The 17,724-nt window shown below is 40.2% G+C and carries 17 protein-coding genes; 14 read left to right on the top strand and 3 right to left on the bottom strand.

All coding sequences use genetic code 11. The features are described from left to right. From K1X61_08650 to K1X61_08625, 6 genes are all read left to right on the top strand, one after another. On the top strand, nt 1-245 hold a 245-nt coding region (locus K1X61_08650), incomplete at its 5' end, for a hypothetical protein (GenBank protein ID MBX7108699.1). A 172-nt stretch (nt 246-417) separates the two neighbouring features. Next, a complete protein-coding gene (locus K1X61_08645; GenBank protein MBX7108698.1) occupies nt 418-834 on the top strand; it encodes a PaaI family thioesterase in 417 nt (138 codons plus the stop codon). Between the two features lie 92 nt (nt 835-926). Then, nucleotides 927-2,552, top strand: a complete 1,626-nt coding sequence (locus K1X61_08640) for a carboxypeptidase-like regulatory domain-containing protein (protein MBX7108697.1) — start codon at nt 927-929, stop codon at nt 2,550-2,552. Nucleotides 2,553-2,806: 254 nt separating this feature from the next. Then, on the top strand, nt 2,807-3,037 hold the full coding sequence (locus K1X61_08635; protein ID MBX7108696.1) for a hypothetical protein: 231 nt from the start codon (nt 2,807-2,809) through the stop codon (nt 3,035-3,037). Next, entirely contained in the window at nt 3,027-3,368 is a 342-nt protein-coding gene (locus K1X61_08630; protein MBX7108695.1) for a type II toxin-antitoxin system PemK/MazF family toxin, read from the top strand. Before K1X61_08635 ends, K1X61_08630 begins: the two co-directional genes overlap by 11 nt. Before the next feature lie 213 nt (nt 3,369-3,581). After that, a complete protein-coding gene (locus tag K1X61_08625) occupies nt 3,582-4,007 on the top strand; it encodes a PaaI family thioesterase (protein MBX7108694.1) in 426 nt (141 codons plus the stop codon). 265 nt (nt 4,008-4,272) lie between these two features. Here K1X61_08625 and K1X61_08620 read toward each other — a convergent pair whose 3' ends face one another. Next, nucleotides 4,273-5,184 (bottom strand): helix-turn-helix transcriptional regulator, encoded by a 912-nt coding sequence (locus K1X61_08620; GenBank protein ID MBX7108693.1) that lies wholly within the window; start codon nt 5,182-5,184, stop codon nt 4,273-4,275. A gap of 155 nt (nt 5,185-5,339) precedes the next feature. On the opposite strand from K1X61_08620, the gene K1X61_08615 reads away from it, so the two are divergent. The 8 genes from K1X61_08615 (at nt 5,340) to K1X61_08580 (ending at nt 14,547) form a co-directional block, all read left to right on the top strand. After that, nucleotides 5,340-6,191, top strand: a complete 852-nt coding sequence (locus tag K1X61_08615; protein MBX7108692.1) for an aldo/keto reductase — start codon at nt 5,340-5,342, stop codon at nt 6,189-6,191. A 43-nt stretch (nt 6,192-6,234) separates the two neighbouring features. Further along, a complete protein-coding gene (locus K1X61_08610) occupies nt 6,235-7,398 on the top strand; it encodes an aldo/keto reductase (GenBank protein ID MBX7108691.1) in 1,164 nt (387 codons plus the stop codon). A gap of 19 nt (nt 7,399-7,417) precedes the next feature. Beyond that, the gene (locus K1X61_08605) at nt 7,418-8,413 is read left to right on the top strand and encodes an aldo/keto reductase (protein MBX7108690.1); all 996 of its coding nucleotides are present in this window, start codon (nt 7,418-7,420) and stop codon (nt 8,411-8,413) included. Between the two features lie 64 nt (nt 8,414-8,477). After that, nucleotides 8,478-8,993, top strand: coding sequence for an NAD(P)H-binding protein (locus K1X61_08600; protein MBX7108689.1), 516 nt, complete (start codon nt 8,478-8,480; stop codon nt 8,991-8,993). 378 nt (nt 8,994-9,371) lie between these two features. Then, nucleotides 9,372-10,484 carry a choloylglycine hydrolase family protein gene (locus tag K1X61_08595; protein ID MBX7108688.1) on the top strand — a complete coding sequence of 371 codons (1,113 nt, stop codon included), beginning with the start codon at nt 9,372-9,374 and terminating at the stop codon, nt 10,482-10,484. 194 nt (nt 10,485-10,678) lie between these two features. Continuing rightward, nucleotides 10,679-11,455, top strand: a complete 777-nt coding sequence (locus tag K1X61_08590; protein ID MBX7108687.1) for a PIG-L family deacetylase — start codon at nt 10,679-10,681, stop codon at nt 11,453-11,455. A gap of 313 nt (nt 11,456-11,768) precedes the next feature. After that, entirely contained in the window at nt 11,769-11,972 is a 204-nt protein-coding gene (locus tag K1X61_08585) for a hypothetical protein (protein MBX7108686.1), read from the top strand. A 523-nt stretch (nt 11,973-12,495) separates the two neighbouring features. Then, complete coding sequence (locus tag K1X61_08580) at nt 12,496-14,547, top strand: alkaline phosphatase D family protein (protein ID MBX7108685.1); 2,052 nt, start codon at nt 12,496-12,498, stop codon at nt 14,545-14,547. A gap of 204 nt (nt 14,548-14,751) precedes the next feature. On the opposite strand, the gene K1X61_08575 is transcribed toward K1X61_08580, so the two are convergent. Then, nucleotides 14,752-15,450 (bottom strand): SGNH/GDSL hydrolase family protein, encoded by a 699-nt coding sequence (locus K1X61_08575; protein MBX7108684.1) that lies wholly within the window; start codon nt 15,448-15,450, stop codon nt 14,752-14,754. A 712-nt stretch (nt 15,451-16,162) separates the two neighbouring features. Continuing rightward, nucleotides 16,163-17,101, bottom strand: a complete 939-nt coding sequence (locus K1X61_08570) for a T9SS type A sorting domain-containing protein (protein MBX7108683.1) — start codon at nt 17,099-17,101, stop codon at nt 16,163-16,165. Between the last annotated feature and the right edge of the window lie 623 nt (nt 17,102-17,724).

The raw sequence follows: 17,724 nt of genomic DNA, 5'->3' as shown, positions 1-17,724 counted from the left end.
CGATGCGCATGGTCACAGTAGCCTATAATCTGATGAGTCTGTACAAGCATGTAACGACGCAAACAAGCTCCCAGCAACGGCTTCACAGCATTAGAATCAACTGCTTTGCAGTCGGAGGTTGGATTGTAAAACAAGGATCAAAACGCATTCTCAAACTTGCCGTTAGAATAGAAAAACGACCCTGGATGGAGGGATTACTGAAATTAGTCCGTGATGTGGGAATGCCGTTATCTCTTAAAACTTAATTCCTACTGCAAAATCCGGGTTTAACTTTATTACAGCGAAACCGTTGATCGTTTCAAACGCCCACCAACGCAAAGCCCCATTCGTTATCCGCAATTATTTCGCTCCGATGAAACATTGTGCTAACTTGAAACTGACTGCAAGTAATTAACAGAAATATAAATGAGCTTTATCGTGAAAGATACCGATTACAAAAGCCGAGTTCAGCAAAGTTTTGACAAGCAAGGTTTGATGAAGACATTGAACGCGCAATTGTTATCAGTAGAAAAAGGACAAGTAAAAATTGCTTGCGAGTTTTCAAATGGTTTGACACAGCAACATGGTTTCTTTCATGCGGGAGTTGCAACAAGCATTGTTGACAGTGCTTGTGGTTATGCTGCATTGACCATGATGCCAGATGATAAAGAAGTTTTGTCAGTTGAGTTTAAAATAAATTTTATTAGTCCGGCAAAAACTGATATGCTAATTGCAATTGGTAAGGTTCTCCAATCAGGAAAAACACTTACCGTATGTGAGGGTTTTGTTTACGACAGTAAGGAAGAAAATCTTATCGCTAAGATGACTGCAACGATGATAAGCATACAACAATGAGTAAAAATATGAACTGCATCACTGCATTGGTAAATCGCTTCGGACAAGGTGTATGCCAACTTCATACTAACTTCAAAATACAAACATTATAAATGACGCATAGATTTCTTTTTACACTGATTTTCATTTTTGGAATTTGCGTTTCATCAATTGCTCAAATAACGTTGACAGGAGTTGTTATTGATTCGACTAATCAAATAGTTTTACCATTTGTAAACATCGGGATCAAGGAGAAAAACATTGGAACAAGCTCAATGGCTGACGGAACTTTCTCAATAATAATTCCGACAAAGAATGAAAATGACACTCTGACTTTTTCAATGGTTGGATACTCGGAATTGAATGTGGCAATTAAAAATATTGTAACAACGAATCAAAAGACATTCCAGCTGAAATTAAAAAAAGCAGAAATAAAATCCGTTATAGTAACTGCCAGCAAATTAGTTGAACAAAAGTTTGGAATTATAAATGATGGGGCAATAATTCATTTTACCGATGGTAGCACAAATCAAAACGATATTTTTGAAATTGCTCAACTGATAAAACTTGACACCGCAATTTCTAGAATCACTTCCGTAAATCTACACATAAACGAATCAAGAAGTGACAGTGGAGTATTCAGAATTAATTTTTATGGCTATAATGGAAATAGGCCAACTGAAAGAATTATTGAAAAGTGTATTATTGAAACAAAGCAAATTAATGAGGGTTGGCTAAAATTTGATTTGACAAAATACAAAGTATATCTGAAAGGAAGTTTTGTTGTTGCTCTTGAATTTATTCCAATCCAAAAAAAGAACAAACCAATTTATTATGAAATTAAGTTGGGAGGTTCATCAAAAAGTTTTGTTAGGACAAGCAGTCAGGGTGAATGGAATGTTCCCCCACATCATTATCGGCTCTTTATCACGGCACTTGTTGCAGATGAAAAAAATAAAAATAAACATCAGGGCTCGGAAGAGGAGGAGTCAATCCCTACTACCACTTTATTTTCCGATTTTGTAAAAGATTCCTTTTCTATTTTCATCAGTTTACCAAAGGATTACATAAAGAAAAAGAATTCAAACTTTCCTGTGACTTATCTCTTAGATGCAAATGTTTATTTTGACATTGTTTCTGATGCAATTAGAGAAAACAAAGTGAATACAATTTTAGTTGGTATAGGTTATAAGGATTTTATGTTAATGGATTCTTTGCGAAACAGAGATTACACATTTCCGAAAGCATTATCTCAAGACAGTTTTACAATTAGCGGAAGTGCTGACAAGTTTTTATCTTTTATCAAATGTGAATTGCTCCCATACATTGACAAAGCTTATCGGACTGACACAAGCAACAGAACTCTAATGGGACATTCATTAGGCGGTTTTTTCACTTTATATGCTCTGAAACAAATGATGTTTGACAAAAATAGAACTTTTAAAAATTATGTTGCTGCAAGCCCTACGCTTGACTATTGCAACAATTATTTAATAAAACAATTTCAAAACATCTCATACAACGACAACTTAAAACTACAAAACCTATTTTTAACTTATGGGGCAAGAGAGGGTAGCGAAGATGGAGGGAATGAAACAGAAGGTGTTGACAATTTCAATTCCTTTGTAACTTTGTTAGCAAGCAATAGACTTAAAAATATAAAAGTGAAAAGTGAAGTTTATCCAACATTCGGACACATGGAAACAGCCGTTCCGACATTTACCAAATCACTGCAGTAATAAAATGACTGCGAAACTTCAAACGACACGGCACGACAAATAATTGCACGAACCGCTAACAGGGGGTTTCAGAAATTGGCGGTGAAGTGCTTAAAGGGACATTTCTGCTTCGTATAAAGTGCATTGCTGGCAGATAGTTTCTTGCTCCGAAATCGCCAACTTCTTGTAACTGCAAAACGTTAGCTGAAACGGTTGAGAGTTCTCCAAATTTGGGAGATATACTTTTTGTATATACCTTCGGAAAAATCTTTGAAATGAAAAACCTTTCTTTAAAAATGGATGATACTGTCTTTAAGGAGACAGAAAGAATTACTGCAAGAATCAGTAAAAACAGAAATCGTTATATTAATGAAGCTGTACAATTTTATAATCTTCTTCAAAAAAGAAAGTTAATCTCTGATCAATTACAAAAGGAATCCAAAATAGTGCAGGAAGAATCAATGAAAGTGCTGGCCCAGTTTGAAAAATTACAGGATGAAGATTAAGCAATATGAAATCTGGATTGCTGATTTAAATCCAAGATTCGGCACAGAGCCGGGTAAAACAAGACCAGTAGCAGTAATTCAGTCTGATTTGTTGAATAAATTTCATCCATCAACTATAGTGTGTCCCATAACGACAAATGTAAAAGTTGATGCAAATATATTAAGAGTTCATCTGACGAAAGGATCCTCAAAATTGAAGGAAAATTGCGATATCATGATTGATCAGATTCGTGCCATTGATAATAAAAGGTTATTAAAAAAGATTGGAGATCTTGATCAAGAACAAATCGAGCTCATAAAGACAAATCTTTCTATTGTCCTTGACTTTTAATACCGCTTCAGCTAACATACAAATTTGCGATAGGCGGGTTTCTGTTCCCGCAGGCAGTTTTGCGGATAATCGAAGAGTAATTTGCCGAATGAACTTTGTCCTAGAAAGCCTGCCCATCGCAAATTTGTAAAACGTTAGCTGCCATTTAGAACCAACACAACGAACAGAATAAGATTGACGGTTTTCAAAAGGTATTACGCATAATCAGGCATAATGAACTACGATAGAATTAGGAAAAGTTTTGACAAACAAGGTTTAATGAAAACCTTAAACGCAGAGTTGTCTTCGGTTGAAAAAGGACAGGTGAAAATTACTTGTGACTTTTCACCCAACTTGACTCAACAACACGATTATTTTCACGCAGGTGTTGCGACCAGTATTGTTGACAGTGCTTGTGGTTATTCGGTTCTGACAATGGCGACAGACAACGTAGAAGTACTGACCGTAGAGTTCAAAGTGAATTTTCTTAAGCCAGCAAAAGCAAACAAACTCATTGCAATTGGAAAGGTTTTGCAATCAGGAAAAACCTTGACTGTTTGTGATGGATTTGTATATGATGAAACCGAAACAAAGCTTATTGCCAAAATGACTGCAACTATTATGACGGTAAGAATAGATGACCAGAAAATCGGCAGCTAACAACCAAGGCTTCGTTGCGTACAGAGCACGAACAATGAAGCCGATGTTGCACGGAACCTCCGGGAGTTTTTCCCGGTAATGAGGGCTATAATTTGTTATGGGGATTGCGTTGTTAAACCTTTTATTTACGCAGCAATATTGGCGCTGTTGGTCAGATTAAATAGTAGCGATTACACATTACAATATGATGATGGGAGAAACAGCTAATGATGCAGCATGACCCAAAAAAAATGAAAGAGTGTTTTCGTCAATGCTTTTAAACTTCCTAATTCAAATTTCTATACTTGTTTGGTGTATATCCAACCTGCTGTTTAAATAACCTTGTAAAATGTTGAGGGTATTTGAATCCTAATTCATAAGCGATTTGATTTACAGTTTTATCTCCCTCAAAAATTTTATTTTTTGCAACATCAATAATTGTGTCCTGTATATATTCCTTCGCTGTTTTACCAGTTTCTTTTTTTATCAGGTCACCAAAATAATTGGGAGATAAATTAAGTTCATCAGCACAATAAGCAACGGAAGGTAATCCAATATTTTGCGGCTTGTCAGAGGTGAAATAACCATTAAGCAGATTTTCAAACTTTTCTAAAATTCCTTTATTGGCATTATCTCTTGTTATGAATTGCCTGTCATAAAAACGTTCACAATAATTAAGAAATAATTCTATGTTTGAAGTAATAAGCTTCTTGCTATGTTTATCAATACCTTGTTGCAGTTCAAAATTTATTTTTGAAAAGCAATCTAAAACAATTTGCCTTTCTTTTTCTGATAGATGCAATGCTTCACTTGATTGATAACCCCAAAAACTATACTCGTGTATGGTTTTAGCAAGCGCAGTGCCCCGTATCAGGTCGGGATGAAAAACTAACGCATGACCTTTGGGTTGATATGGTTCACCGGTGTTTTGAATTTCCATTACCTGTCCCGGTGCAACAAAAACCAATGTTCCATCCTGGTAATCATAATAATTTTTCCCATACTTTAAATCTCCACATTTTACCTCCTTGAGGAATATGCAATACAAGCCATAATTTATTTTCACATTTTTTTCTCCTCCCCACGAACGCGGGTCGGCTTTTGAAAAATCAATTACACTTACCAACGGATGCAATGTCGGATGATTATTCAATGCATTGTATTCGCTTACTGTATCAAACCGGAATAACTGGCTCATGTTTTTACTGATTTATAATGCAAAGTTAGGAATTGCAAGGTGCTCTTTTACATTTTGGCATAGCAATCAGGAAAAATGGTAGATAATGCAGTAATCCATGTACCATGCAACCCATTTTAAGTCCTGTACTTTGCAGTCAAATAATTAAATAAAAAATGGAAAAAGTAAAATTGAACAACGGAGTAGAAATGCCAATTTTAGGTTTTGGCGTTATGCAAATTATGGGTGCTGAATGCGAGACAGCAGTACTTAATGCAATTGAAGCAGGGTATCGATTATTCGATACGGCAGAACTTTACGGTAATGAACAGGCAATAGGAAACGCCATTAAAGGAAGTGGGGTTCCCAGAGAGGAATTGTTTATTACGACCAAATTTGGAAGTAAGGAAGCAGGCTATGAAAAGACAATGGCTGCTTTTCAAAGATCGCTTGAAGCGTTACAGCTTGAATACATTGACCTGTACCTGATACACCAACCCTTTGGTGATATTTTCGGTTCGTGGCGTGCTATGCAGGAGCTATATAATGCAGGAAAAATTAAAGCAATTGGTGTATGTAATTTTTTACCAGACAGATTAATGGATTTAATTTCCAATAGTGGTTTTACACCAGCAGTTAACCAAATTGAAACTCACCCTTTCAATCAGCAACATGAAACCCAACAATTTTTAAAAGACAATAATGTGCAGATAGAAGCCTGGGGACCATTTGCTGAAGGAATGAACGGTGTATTCACTAATGATGTACTGGCTGCTATTGGAGCGAAGTACAATAAAACCGTTGCGCAGGTTATTCTTCGCTGGTTAACACAAAGGAAGGTGGTTGCAATTCCTAAGTCAGTGCGCAAGGAAAGGATGATTGAAAACATCAGCATTTTTGATTTCAAGCTAACTGATGAAGATATGAATAGCATCCAAACTTTGGATACAAAGCAGAGCCTGCTTTTTAGTCACCGTGACCCCGTCATTGTAAAATGGATGAGTGAATATGGTTGGTTAAAGGGTTAGGCGAAAGAACTATTACTCTTAAGAAAATCTCAATTAAGTAATCATGGATAATTCTATTATAGACAATAGCGCAAGAGGCATTAACAGGCGCGACCTTCTTAAATCCGGACTTGCATTAGCGGGTGCTGCACTTTTCCCATTCCCTTTAAAAGTATCTGCAAATTCAGCCAGCAAGGGAAAGACAGATAAAAATATTTCCGGCAGACGAAAACTCGGAACTCTTGAAGTTTCCAGTATTGGACTGGGAGTTCAGAACATGAGCCGCACCTATCAAATGACTATTCCAACCAGGTCAGAAATGATTAATATCATTCGCACAGCTTACGACCGAGGTGTTACTTTATTCGATGCCGCTGAAGCATACGGTCCTCTGGAAGTCGAACGTATTCTTGGCGAAGCGCTCATACCTATTAGAGACAAAGTTGTTATTGCAACAAAGTTTGGTTGGAACATTGACGCTGAAACGGGCGTTCGTTTACCCGGTCAGAACAGCCAGCCGGAACATATCAAAAAAGTAGTTGAGCAAATGTTGAAACGCTTGCGCACCGACCGTATTGATTTGTTGTATCAACATCGCGTGGACCCTAATGTTCCCATTGAAGATGTGGTGGGTGCGATAAAAGATTTGATAAAAGAAGGAAAGGTATTGCATTACGGACTTTCTGAACCGGGTATAAAAACCGTAAAGCGAGCACATGCTATTCATCCTGTTTCTGCTATACAAAACGAGTACTCTTTGTTATGGCGTGGTCCCGAAAAAGAAATTATCCCTCTTTGTGAGGAACTCGGCATTGGCTTCGTTTGTTGGAGTCCGCTTGGAGTGGGCTTTCTGACCGGAGCCATTGATGCCAAAACAAGGTTCGCTGAAGGTGACATCCGTGGCATTGAGTCTCGGTTTTCTTCAGAAAATTTGCCTCACAACCTGGCACTCGTGGGTTTATTGAAAAATTGGAGCGAAAATAAGCAAGCTACTCCTGCTCAGATTTCACTTGCCTGGCTGCTTGCGCAAAAACCTTGGATTGTTCCAATACCCGGTACGACACAAATGCCACACATGATAGAAAATATAGGAGCAGATGATGTCAAATTTACCGCTGAAGAGTTGAACGAATTCAATAAACAATTAGATGCCATTCAAATTGTAGGCGAAAGATTACCGGCAGCAGTACTTGCTTTTTCTGGAGTGGAAGCACCGGCAAAGAAATAAACAAGAAATATACATTAAAATGAAAACAAGAAAATTAGGAAACAGCAACTTAGAAGTATCTGCATTAGGTTTAGGCTGCATGGGAATGAGTTTCGGTTATGGTGCACCAGCCGACAAAACAGAAATGATTGCACTCATCCGTTCAGCAGTTGAAAAAGGGATTACATTTTTTGATACCGCAGAAGTTTACGGTCCGTTCACTAATGAAGAATTACTTGGTGAAGCATTAGCTCCATTTAAAGGACAAGTTGCTATTGCAACAAAGTTTGGCTTTAAGCCAAATGATGCAGACAGCGGTAAGTGGAGCACCTTAGACAGTCGGCCCGAGCATATCCGAGAAGTTGCAGAAGCATCTTTGAGGAGATTAAAGATTGATGCGATTGATTTACTCTATCAGCATCGTGTTGATTTAAATGTGCCGATTGAAGAGGTGGCAGGTGCGGTAAAAGATTTAATCAAAGAAGGTAAAGTAAAGCACTTCGGGCTATCAGAGGCAACAGCAAATACAATTCGCAAAGCACATGCTGTGCAACCAGTTACTGCCGTGCAAAGCGAATACTCTTTGTTTTGGCGACAACCCGAAACAGATTTACTGTCCACGTTTGAAGAATTAGGAATTGGCTTCGTTCCGTTCAGTCCGCTTGGCAAAGGTTTTCTAACCGGTAAAATAGATGAGAACACAAAGTTCGACAGCACCGATTTCAGAAATATTGTTCCCCGCTTTTCACCTGAAGCACGAAAAGCAAATCAGGCTTTGGTTGATTTGCTCAACAAAATTGCATCGCTGAAAAAAGCTACTCCTGCACAAGTTGCATTGGCTTGGCTGCTTGCTCAAAAGCCGTGGATTGTTCCAATACCCGGCACAACAAAATTGCATCGATTAGAAGAAAACATTGGCGCAGTTAATGTTGAGTTTACAACGGATGAACTTCGTGAAATAGAAATTGCTTCATCACAAATTAAATTACAAGGCGAACGCTATCCCGAACACTTGCAAAAATTGGTGGGACGGTAATCAAACGAATAAAGTAATCATCATCGGAGCAAGCGGAAGTCTTGCGCAATATGTAATTGAAGCATTGAAGCAATTGCAAAATGTAAAGCTTACATTGTTTGTAAGAAACAAAAACAACTTATCAAAAAGCATTGCCGAGGTCTGCACTGTTATAGAAGGCGATGCGATGAATTATGACAGTGTAAAGAATGCAATTGCAGGTCATCAAATCGTTTATGTAAACCTTGCCGGTAATCTCGAAGCAATGACAAACAACATTGTAAAGGCAATGAACGAAACAAACGTTCATCGAATTATTGCCATCAGTTCTATCGGCATTTATGAAACGCCTTTGAAATCTGTTTTAATTCCCTACCGCAAATTAGCCGATATCATAGAAGCATCAAACCTCAACTACACTATACTTCGCCCGAACTGGTTTACTAATGCCAACGAAGTAGACTATTATCTTACACACAAAGGCGAACCCGAAACCGGCACTGCCATTTCCAGAAAAAGTATTGCAGCGTTTATTAAAACCATAAATGAAAACGCTGACTTGCATGTAAAAGAGAATTTAGGTATCAGCAAGCCAGATTAAAAAGCCACTCACAAAAAATACACTCTTAAAAACCGCATTAGGCAACGCTGTGTCCAAAGTTTTTAAGAGTTATTTTTTCTCCCACCCAATAAAAAAGCACACTTTTTTTATCAATTTATTTTTCCCACCGCGCGGACTGTGTGCTGACTGGACACGACACCACTTCGGACAGAAAGAACGGCATCTGCTAACAGCGGTTTGGCAAAAGTGGCGGTTCAGTGCTTCGTATGACGGTTTTTCGTATAATTGAAGTGCGGTTCTTCGTATGAAGTTTAGTGGTTAAATCGCCACCTTCGCCAAGCCGCAAAACGTTTGTCGTCGTTGGCATTCATTGTGACAGACATCATTAACAGAATAATTAACTTTAAAATACATAATATGAAAAATTCAATCAAATTATTGGGATTATTATTCCTTTTGATAGGAAATTATAACGTTTCAGCTTGTACCGGCATTCGGCTCAAAGCAAAAGATGGTGGGGTAGTTTATGCGAGAACCATGGAATGGGGAGCTTTTGATTTACATTCCCGGGTAGCTATTATCCCCAGAGGGTATGAGTTTATAGGACTTACTCCTGATGGAAATAACGGTAAGAAGTTTACGGTTAAACACGGTATTATAGCCCTTGATATGCTTGGCAAAGATTATTTAGCTGATGGCATGAACGAAAAAGGGTTGGCTGTAGGTTTATTTTATCATCCGGGATATGCAAAATATCCGGAATACAATAAATCCAATGCTGCTAATTCTATTTCGGCTCAGGATTTAACTACTTATATTTTATCTCAGTTTTCCAGCATCGAAGAAGTAAAAGCAGGTATGCAGAAGATTACTGTTGTAGGGGTTGTTGAAAAAGCAATTGGTATTATCGTTGAAGCGCATTGGATGGTTACAGACAAGTCAGGTACTTCAATTGTGATAGAATTTACAGCGGGAGTACCAAAGATATATGATGCGCCTCTTGGTGTTATTACAAATGCTCCAAACTACGATTGGCATATGACCAATTTAAGCAACTACCTAAATCTTTCCATGTTTTCATTAGAGCCCAGGACTTTGTCAGGAGTTAAGTTTACTCCAACCGGTGCTGGTTCCGGAATGATTGGGCTTCCAGGAGACAATACACCACCTTCCCGATTTGTCAGGGCTGTTGCATGGACACAATCTGCAAGGAAAATTGAAAATGCGAAGGAAGGTGTTTACGAAGCATTTAGAATACTTGACAACTTTAATTTGCCGTTAGGACCTGATGGAGCAGAAGGTTCGGGAGCAGGAAATAATGTGGATATTATGAGAAGCTCCACAATATGGACAACTGCATGGAATTTAAGCGACATGACTTTAAATTTCCATACCCAGCATAATAGAAGAGTAAGGAGTATCAACATCAAAGCGATTGACTTTTCGAAAATAGGTAATGAAATTGTTCATATAACATTTGATGAGATGAAAGAACAAGATATTTTAGACATCACACCAAACTATAAATAGCAGATAAAAACGAAATGCCAACAAAGGCTATATACAATAATGGCTTTAGTGGTAATTCAAGCATTCTGCCCCGCTCAAACTTCGGTGTCGGTGGACAGGGAAGTAGCCCGCATACCCTTACGGCATATAGCCTCGACCGTTGTGTGCAACTATTGGCGATACCTCTATCTTTCAGATATTATAACGCATAGACCATGCATTACAAATTATTACTAGCACTACTGATTTCTTTATCCTCCTTTTGTGACGCACAAAACACAGAAAAGAAAAAGACAATTCTTTTCATTGGAGCCCATCCTGACGATGAAACAGCCATAAGCGAGGTGCTTACTAAATATGCAAGACTTGGTAAAAAAGTTTTCGTAATTGTTGCAACAGATGGAAAGGGAGGAACGAGAGTTACAAAAATCCCCGAAGGAGATTCACTGGGAGCTATAAGAAGGACAGAATCAATTTGTGGTTGTAAGACATTAGGGATAGAGCCTCCGATTTTTTTGGGAATAGAAAGGCTGGATACAAAAATCGGAACAGGTAACTACTTTAAAGAACATCAGCGATTCATGGACTCTTTGAAAATAAAAATACCTTTAATTAATCCTGACATAATAATAACGGCTGGGCCTGACGGTGATACTCACCATTCTGAACACATTGTCGTTGGCGCTACAGTAACAGAATTGCTTCTTGCAGAGGGCTGGGTTGAAAAATATCCGTTATATCATTTTGCATGGAAAAAGGGAGTTGACTCCGTAGACCCTGGAAGTTATATAGATGAACAATACGTTAATGTCAAAGTCAGCTATACAGATGAGGACGAAAGGAAAGCGATAGAAGCATTACATTGCTATGTGACACAATATACCTCAGATGAATTTAAAGAGGAAGCGGACAGAAAACTAAAAGACACAGCCAACATAATTTATTTCAGAAAGTTTGTTGTGATGAAAGGATTGAAAGAAGATTTTGAATAAATCTGAATCATGAACTATTGCTATTATTACGATGTGGTAAACGCATTTCGCGTTTTCCACATCGCTAAAAAGACATCCACTGTCTGTCAGATTAAATAGTAGCGATTACATCTTAGTGCTACGATCAGCTGCATATCCGGCTGGCCGAACACCGATGAGCAGCAGAATATATTCTCAACTTCAGAATCTTTAATCGGCTCCAGTTCCGGGCGGGAAGTTTTTCAAATGCCCTGCCGAACACAAAGCTGTGGCCGTTAGCGGTCATGCTAGGACGACCGCTACATTTATCAAAATCCACTATATTTAAAACATCATGACTTACCAAGTTGACATACTAAACCCAAAGGCAATTAAGCCTCTTCAGGATCTTGCGGATCTAAACCTTGTTTCTATTAAGCAAAACTCCGAAGACAGTTTTTTGAAAGTCGTAACCAGACTTCGTGAGAAAGCTTCATCAAATCCTCCGTCTTTAGAAGAAATTACCAAAGAAGTTGAGTTAGTAAGAGCAAAACGCTAACTTTTCGATTGGTTCTGCCAGCAAACTCAATGGCACTCATCAATCACTCTTTTCTGCCTTCATTTATTTCACCAATCGTTTTCTCCTTCTGGCGCCCCTCGGTGGTGCGCGCGTTTCGCGCGTGTCTATATGAACTCTTTCAAAAGAAGCCGATCTCCAAAAGTCTATTACTCCTTCTGGCGCGCGTCTGTGACGCGTCCAGAACGGAAGCAGCTTATCATTGTTTGGGATGCATATTCAGCAATGATAACTGTCTTCGTTGTCTTGTGAAGGCATGTCAGAGAAGCACAAATGCTTCAATTTTTACTTCCCGGCAGAGTCCTTAAATGGCGCGCGTTTCGCACGCGTACCTCTGCCCCACGTAGCCCCTGGCTTGTAGCTATGGCATCTTTTTTTTGTGGATTGCAGCTACTATTTACTGCCCCATGCGAAAGCTGGTATATTCAAACAGGCAATTGGTCGAAAATTTTATTTCCTGGCGTGTTCCCTCAGCATCTTAGCTAGCCATTAGTGCTGAAATCAAATGAATATATCCCGCCGTGAGTTTTTACAAACATCCTTGCTCGCCGGCTTCGCGATAGCAACAACAAAAGGTTGGGCAAACAAACTTCCCACACCCGCTATTGAACGCCGTGACCTCTTTCCACAAGGAGTAGCATCGGGTGACCCGACATCCAACAGTGTCATCTTGTGGACAAGACGTCCACCTGTAAACGACAGCGTTGCTGAAAAGTTAGTTGTTGAGATTTCAACGACTCCTGACTTCAAAAAAATACTCGCTGGTGGTACTGCAAAGATCAGTGCTGATGCAGATTGGACCTGTCATTTCATTGCTGCAGATCTCGAATCCAACCGTGAGTATTGGTACCGTTTTATTGATGAGAAGGGTTTCGCGAGCCGCATCGGTCGTACAATGACAGCACCCGCTGATGATTCGGATGCAACCGTTCGTTTTACATTCGTGAGTTGCCAATGCCCTAACGAAGCCGGACTGAATGCTTACCGGAAGATGATCTATGAAGATGAGTCAAAGCCAGTAGATCAACAACTTAATTTTGTATTGCACCTGGGTGATTTTATTTACGAAGTCACCTGGTATGCAGAAGATAACCCGGAGGGCAACCGCGGCCGTCGGATCAGGAATCTCTATAAGTTCCCGCAAGGCAGAAAGGTGAGCAATTTTTATCTGCCCGTTACGCTGGAGGATTATCGTACACTCTACCGTGCCTATCTTGAAGATCCCGATTTGCAGGATGCACGTGCCCGTTGGCCATTTGTGTGCATTTGGGACAATCACGAATTTGCCTGGGCAGGATATCAAAGTCAGTATGTGGCAGGAGGCGGCTACAATGCTCCTGCACAAAACCAGAAAGTGTTTGCCAACCAGGCGTGGTGGGAGTTCATCCCTGCGAGGGTGCAACAACCCGGCAATCCAAAGTTAGATCACTTCATTGCTCCGAAAGTGGTGGATACACCCATGGAGGAGTTCAACGACGACGGACTTTCAGAAGAGCCAAACAATTTACTTGCGATAAACAGTCTGAAGATTCAGCGTGTACTGCGCTGGGGCATGAATGTCGATTTGCTGCTGACCGATAATTGGTCCTTCCGCTCTCCCGGAATATGGGATGATAATTTTGATGTTCCTGAGTATCCCCGGGTATCGCCACAAGTGCCTTTTGAAATTATGGATTATGGTCGTCATTATAATGGTGACCATCCGCCGGATACCATTCGTTTCAACGGCAAGGATTTTCCGAATCCGGGGAAGGAGTATCATGCCCAGACGTATCTCGGCAGCGAGCAAAGACAGTGGGTCTTAGAGCAGCTCGGAACTTCTACAGCGCGCTGGAAAATATGGGGACACGGTTTTGGCACCATGGAAGTGCGCTGCGATTATCAGAATTTACCCGGCGAGTTAGGAAGTGCGTGGCCTAAAGATGCCGGGTATGCGGTAATGGACAATCGTTTCCTTCGTGATAAAGACATCATATTTGATTTCATACGCGATCAGAAAATCACAGGCTTTTGTATTGTCGGCGGTGACCGTCATGCGTTTCTTGCGGGCTTAGCTTCTAAGGCACTGCCGCCCAATAAATATGAACCATTAGGAGTGGAATTCATTACCGGTTCTATTTCACAGCAGACGCTTTTCGAAGTATTGGAAGTAACCATGAAGAAAGATAACCCGAAGCGTGTGCTTCAACTGATTGATCAGCCCGATGGCACGATGATCCCTTCAGTGAACGTTACTGCCATGCATGGAGTAATGTCGACGCTTAAGTTACAGGAGACCGGAGATATGGAGCAAGCCCGTGCCGTGAGCAATCCTGACGTTGCGCCGCATTTATCTTTGCTCGACTTTGGTGGCCACGGCTATGGATTGGTGACAGCCGCTAGCGATCAGCTTTCGACAGAATTTGTATGCATACCCATACCGTTTGAACGCAGTGACCAGCCTGACGGAGGACCTTTGGTTTACCGTGTTGTACATCGTACACGTTTATGGAAGGCAGGGGAGGCACCTGAGCTTGAGCAGGAAATTCTGGAAGGCGACCCGAAGTATTGCATTTGAGCTATTGCTTGCATATAACAATGCATGGGCAAAATACCGCGGACGGAATTGAATCAGCATTGGAATAAACTGGCGCTTGTTTGCTGTTGAGCATTTGTGAAGCGCGAACGAGTGCCAGGCATTTGCTGGTGGCTGTTAAATAGTGTGAAGCCTTTATATTTTTAATAACAATCAGGGCCGTTCGTCCGGATTTCTGATCAGGCTTTATTGCTTCTGCTGGAGCGTCACTTTAATAGCTTTCTCCACTAATGGCTCCATCACCCGGTAACCGGCAAGGGTGGGATGTACGCCGTCATCAGAATATTTTTTGTCAAGCCCGCCACGTTCATCCGCCATGGCGGAATAATAGTCAACATATACGATATGCTGTTGTGTGCAATAGGATCGAATCATCACATTCAGGTCCCTGATTTTCTGCGCCGGCTCCAGCCCCTGATGCCAGGGATAATCGTACACAGGAAGAACAGCGCAAAGAATAACACGGATGTGATTTGCTTTAGCCAGTTGAGCCATAGAAACAATGTTTCCGAAAATGAAATCCAGGGTGACAGGCCCGGTGTTTTCTGCAATGTCATTCGTGCCGGCAAGTATCACCACGGCAGCGGGTTTCAGGTCAACCACATCCTGGCGAAACCGAACCAGCATCTGCGGCGTTGTTTGTCCGCTTATGCCGCGGTCAACATAGGGCTTGCCTGTGAAGAAGGAACTGTCAATGTTCAACCAGCCTTCCGTAATGGAATTTCCCATAAAAACGATGCGCTGTTCCTTTGCCGCCGGTGGCTTCATGATTGCATTGGCAGCAGCATACTTCTCAAGGTTTGCCCAATCCATTTGCAGCAGATCGTTCTGGCAGTATGCATGGAATGAAAATAGAATCAAAGGGTACAGGAGAATGTTTTTCATTGAAACGGGTTTTTCAATTGCGATCAGTTAAAATCAAGCCGGGCTGATTGGTCCTCACCCAATCAAGGTAATAATAATGATTCTGTCCTGCCTTGTATTCAAATGTTCCCCCGTTAGTCCGGATTTGTAATCATAGGTGTTCGAAACCTTCAGAACCCATAACTGGTTTAACTTTCATTCATATTTCTATTGGGAAAAGTGAACATAAAATTCTATCTCAAATAGTCATGAACTATTCTCCCCCCAGGAAAAGCAAGGTGCCAATAGTAACCCATTGCATTTTCAGTGCAAAAATCTCTAAAGCAGATTGCCTGTAACGTATGCCCAGCAAGCTTTTGAGCATGTTTCGAACAGAAGTGATTTGTAATCCGGGCTTAATGAGAAGAGGATTTTTAATCCTCGTAACACGGGATGTCCTCCGATTTTGATGCAGCGGCGATGTAAGATAAGAATGTGTATTGCTAATTTTCAGATACAGACCAAGAATTCCCCCGTGTCCCGCCACCTCGCAGCGCAAGCTTTCAGGCGGAGACACGGGGGCGGTGTAAGATCATCTTTGTCCCATGTGCCTGAAGAAAACCTGAACTCGTAAATGAATTTGACCAAATCAAAAAAAACAACTGTCAGATCAAGTACTAGCTATTACAATTTATAGGACAGTTTCCGAATAACCAATTGATCACTGAATACTGTGCACCTAATAACTGCCAGGCTACTCCTTGATAAATTTTCCGGATTTGACTAATTTACCATCAGTCCTTTTCAGACAAATCAGATACATGCCAGAGGACAAGTCTTTAACATCAATTGTTCTTGTATATATTTCACGGATTACTAATTCTCCCATTAAATTGTAGATTTCAACAAATTGAACATTCGCTGTTTCCAGCGGAATACTTATGAAATCAATTGCCGGATTAGGATAGATGTCCTGCAGCTTCTGTGATTGATCATCAGGGTACAGTTTTTCAAACGCAGTGTTACAAATTGAAACAACATCATCCGGGCTTATTGCGTGATCATAAAAAGCAAGCTCATCTACTTTCCCATTAGTACATTGGTTTTGTGCAAAGCAACCGCCGCTGCAATCTTCTTCCTGCCCAATTAACAAAGAAGTGCAGGGAATTGGAGAAGTATTTACAGTTGTGCCACTGACCAGTTCACCATCAACATATAATTTGGCCTGATTTCCGGACCGGGTGACTACAACACAATACCAGGTATTAGCTGTGAGAAGATCTGAGAAACTATACGTGGTGCCATTCAATGCAAGTCTCCAGGTAAGGTTGATCCTTTCATAGGATAGGCCGATTCGATCCAATGATGAAGAAGAGCCAGTTAAGATATGATTTGTAGGGAAGTTGCCAGATTTATGAAACCGCCTAAACTGTATCCTAAAAGTGATGCTGAAATCGGTCATTCCATCCATAACAGCTGGTGGTAAAAGTAAATAACTTGAAGTTGTATTATCTAATTTAAGAAAGCCATTCGCAACAGCATTACCAACAAGTTCGGCATCAAATCCATTTCCGCTTTGGTCGTCAGCATTTCCTTCAAAGCTGTAATAAGCAATTACGCCAGGCAACTGTGCTGAAACAGGCTGTATTAGCACCGTAATAATAGAAAGAATGACTAATGCAACTTTTTTCATAGCAAAAAATTTTATGGTTAGACAACTTGCATTAACAAAAATATCAAATTATTGCAATAATATACACAAAGAAACATGAATTAATCAACATTCAAAAAAAACAGATTACTTTTTTTATTTATCATATATTTTGTACACCGCCCCCGTTTCTCCGCCTGCAGGTTTGTGATGAGAGGTGGCGGGACACGGGGGAATTCATAGGTGTCTTTAATAATTTATCATTTAACCACTTAAAATTTCTGAATAATGAGTTAGCGGAAATTTGCAGGATCTTCCTGATTCATAAAATGCAGCGCTTGAATGCTCGTATAAAACATAATCACTAACCTGGTTCCATTTACCTTTTACCGGATTGTGATGTATGTAGGTTATCTTTTGGAAAAGCATCTTTTCGCTGATAATGAGCTTCCCATCAAATGAAGGTTTGAACACCTGGTGAAGTTTACCCCCGTTAGTCCGGATTTGTAATCATAGGTGTTCGAAACCTTGGTAGCTTTTAGATTTACTGTACAAGTCGAAGAAATTCAAATTCGTGATTTATGCGGGCATACTGCCATGAAAGTGTAACAAAAACAATGTCACAGTGAGCGCAAACTATTTTGCAAATCGAGTTCTTTAGCAAT

Source organism: Chitinophagales bacterium (genome assembly GCA_019694975.1).
Classification (GTDB): Bacteria; Bacteroidota; Bacteroidia; order Chitinophagales; family UBA10324; genus JACCZZ01.
This window is presented reverse-complemented; position numbering and strand designations above follow the sequence as displayed.

What these genes read in the sequence shown, in the direction of transcription:
- K1X61_08595 (MBX7108688.1), top strand. Translation starts at nt 9,372, where the DNA reads ATGAAAAATTCAATCAAATTATTGGGATTATTATTCCTTTTGATAGGA.
- K1X61_08635 (MBX7108696.1), top strand. Translation starts at nt 2,807, where the DNA reads ATGAAAAACCTTTCTTTAAAAATGGATGATACTGTCTTTAAGGAGACA.
- K1X61_08585 (MBX7108686.1), top strand. Translation starts at nt 11,769, where the DNA reads ATGACTTACCAAGTTGACATACTAAACCCAAAGGCAATTAAGCCTCTT.
- K1X61_08615 (MBX7108692.1), top strand. Translation starts at nt 5,340, where the DNA reads ATGGAAAAAGTAAAATTGAACAACGGAGTAGAAATGCCAATTTTAGGT.
- K1X61_08590 (MBX7108687.1), top strand. Translation starts at nt 10,679, where the DNA reads ATGCATTACAAATTATTACTAGCACTACTGATTTCTTTATCCTCCTTT.
- K1X61_08640 (MBX7108697.1), top strand. Translation starts at nt 927, where the DNA reads ATGACGCATAGATTTCTTTTTACACTGATTTTCATTTTTGGAATTTGC.
- K1X61_08605 (MBX7108690.1), top strand. Translation starts at nt 7,418, where the DNA reads ATGAAAACAAGAAAATTAGGAAACAGCAACTTAGAAGTATCTGCATTA.
- K1X61_08625 (MBX7108694.1), top strand. Translation starts at nt 3,582, where the DNA reads ATGAACTACGATAGAATTAGGAAAAGTTTTGACAAACAAGGTTTAATG.
- K1X61_08570 (MBX7108683.1), bottom strand. Translation starts at nt 17,101, where the DNA reads ATGAAAAAAGTTGCATTAGTCATTCTTTCTATTATTACGGTGCTAATA.
- K1X61_08610 (MBX7108691.1), top strand. Translation starts at nt 6,235, where the DNA reads ATGGATAATTCTATTATAGACAATAGCGCAAGAGGCATTAACAGGCGC.
- K1X61_08620 (MBX7108693.1), bottom strand. Translation starts at nt 5,184, where the DNA reads ATGAGCCAGTTATTCCGGTTTGATACAGTAAGCGAATACAATGCATTG.
- K1X61_08630 (MBX7108695.1), top strand. Translation starts at nt 3,027, where the DNA reads ATGAAGATTAAGCAATATGAAATCTGGATTGCTGATTTAAATCCAAGA.
- K1X61_08575 (MBX7108684.1), bottom strand. Translation starts at nt 15,450, where the DNA reads ATGAAAAACATTCTCCTGTACCCTTTGATTCTATTTTCATTCCATGCA.
- K1X61_08580 (MBX7108685.1), top strand. Translation starts at nt 12,496, where the DNA reads ATGAATATATCCCGCCGTGAGTTTTTACAAACATCCTTGCTCGCCGGC.